Raw genomic sequence first — 1,999 nt, 5'->3', positions numbered from 1 at the left:
CGTCGTGGGCGATACCGAGGTCGGCGTCGGTCGCTCCGACGAGTCGCCGCAGGTCTCCGAGGTTCGCGGCGACGGGTTCCGGGTTCCGACCGGGGAAGTGGCCGTCGGGTTGGGCGTTGACGGTGACGACGCGACAGCCGAGTTCCCGGAAGAACTCGGGGCTGGTCAGACAGCCGGCGCCGTGACCGGGGTCGAGGGCGACCGTGAGGTCGGCGTCGGCGATTCGTTCGCGGTGCCCCTCCGAGGCCAGCCTGTCGAGTAACGCGTCGACGTAGCGCTCCGGGGCGTCGTCGACCTCGCGGTGGGACCCGACGGCGTCGTAGCCGACAAGCGTGAAATCCTCCGCGAGGAGGCGCTCCTCGATTCGCTCCAGCGTCGTCTGTGGCAACTCGACGCCGTTGGCCCCGACGAGTTTCACGCCGTTGTACTCCGGTGGGTTGTGACTCGCGGTAATCACGACAACGGGAACGCCGGTTCGCTCGGCGTAGGCTTGAGCGCCCGGCGTCGGCACGATGCCGAGGCGGTGTACGTCACAGCCGATGGCGGCAAGGGCGCTCGCGGCGGCGTCGGCGAACAGCCGACCGGTGGTTCGTGTGTCACGAGCGATGGCGACCGACTCGGTATCGAGTTGGGTACCCGCAGCAGCGGCGACTTGTCCGACGAACGGCGGCGTCAACTCCTCGCCTGCGACGCCACGGACGCCACTCGACCCGAACACCTGCATATCTGACCCGTTGGCGGGCGACGGCAAAGGGGTTCCGACAGCGGCCGCTGGCGTCGGGATGAAGTGGAGGAATGGTCCTTCCGGAGGCACCGCAGCGTCAGGGGGACCTACCTACCCTTGCGCAGTCGGGGGCCTTTAGATTACGCGCCGCACGCTGTTTCGAGGGGTCGAACGCGTTTCGACGTTCGAAACATCGATTCGATGCGTATTCCTTTATCAACGTAGTTCGTTAGGGGCCGATATGGACGAACCCGACCGTGACGTGTCAACGGTCGCGAACGTACTCGCCAAGCGAACGTCGTTGTTGACGGCGCTGGCGGACGGGCCGACCGACCAGCGGAGACTGCGCGACGAACTCGGTGTCTCGCGTTCGACGGTGTACAAGGCGCTGAAGGAACTCGAAGAGGTGGGGCTGGTCGAACAGCGAGCAGGGGGATACGGCCTCACCGGTTTCGGGCGGTTGGCGTGGCAGCGGCACGACGCGTATCTCGCTCGACTCGAACGGCTGAACGACGCCGAGCGACTGCTTGAGGGCTTGCCCGCCGACCGCCAGTACCCACCGTCGCTGTTCGAACACGGTCACATCGTCACGACGGGACGAAATGCCCCTGAACGACCGCTCGAACGGATGGAAGCCCGTGCCGCAAACACCGTCCAACTCAGGTGTCTCTCGCCGGTCGGGATGCCGCGGTATCTGGAGGCCACACACGAACGGGTCGAGGAAACCGACCAGACGGTGACGCTCGTCACCGAGTCGGCCGCGCTATCGCGGCTGGCCGACAGCTACGACCGCTTCGAGGCGGCCCTCGAAGAGCCCGGATTGAACCTCAGGGCGTCAACCGAGCAACTCCCGTTCGCAGTAATGCTGTTCGACGACGACGAAATCGGCCTGTTCGCCTACGACGACGGGTCGCTGCTGGGTGCGACGTTCAGCTCCGACGACGACGCCATCAGGTGGGGCCGGACCGTCTTCGAGCGGGCCCGCGAGCGCTCGGAACTGGTCGAACGCTCGACGCCGGTGTAAACGCTTTCGGCCCCTCGCCTCCGAGGTACGGTATGAGCGACGAGGACATCAGCATCGACGAGAAACGCGTCTACGCCGACAAGACGGGCACCACGACGGCGTTCGTCGCGACCGGCGTCGGCATCACCCGTGTCGACGTCTCCGACGACATCGTCGGGGAGTTCTCGCTGGTCCACCGCGGCACCGCGACTGATGCCGCCAGCGCCGACGGCCGCCTCGCGGTCGCGACGACTGAAGACGTTCTCGTGGGG

1 protein-coding gene and 2 pseudogenes are annotated in these 1,999 nt (G+C 66.6%); 2 read left to right on the top strand and 1 reads right to left on the bottom strand.

The window, feature by feature from the left end:
- A pseudogene (locus GJ631_RS18320) lies at nt 1-724 on the bottom strand (phosphoglucosamine mutase); the annotation flags it as partial.
- A 241-nt stretch (nt 725-965) separates the two neighbouring features.
- Between GJ631_RS18320 and GJ631_RS18315 the strand changes: the two are divergent.
- The gene (locus tag GJ631_RS18315; protein ID WP_156710528.1) at nt 966-1,748 is read left to right on the top strand and encodes a winged helix-turn-helix domain-containing protein; all 783 of its coding nucleotides are present in this window, start codon (nt 966-968) and stop codon (nt 1,746-1,748) included.
- A gap of 32 nt (nt 1,749-1,780) precedes the next feature.
- Nucleotides 1,781-1,999, top strand: a pseudogene (locus GJ631_RS18310) (hypothetical protein); the annotation flags it as partial.

The organism is Natronomonas sp. CBA1123 (assembly GCF_009741925.1).
GTDB lineage: Archaea > Halobacteriota > Halobacteria > Halobacteriales > Haloarculaceae > Natronomonas.
Note: the sequence above shows the minus strand (reverse complement) of the source record. Positions and strands in the feature narration are given on the sequence as shown.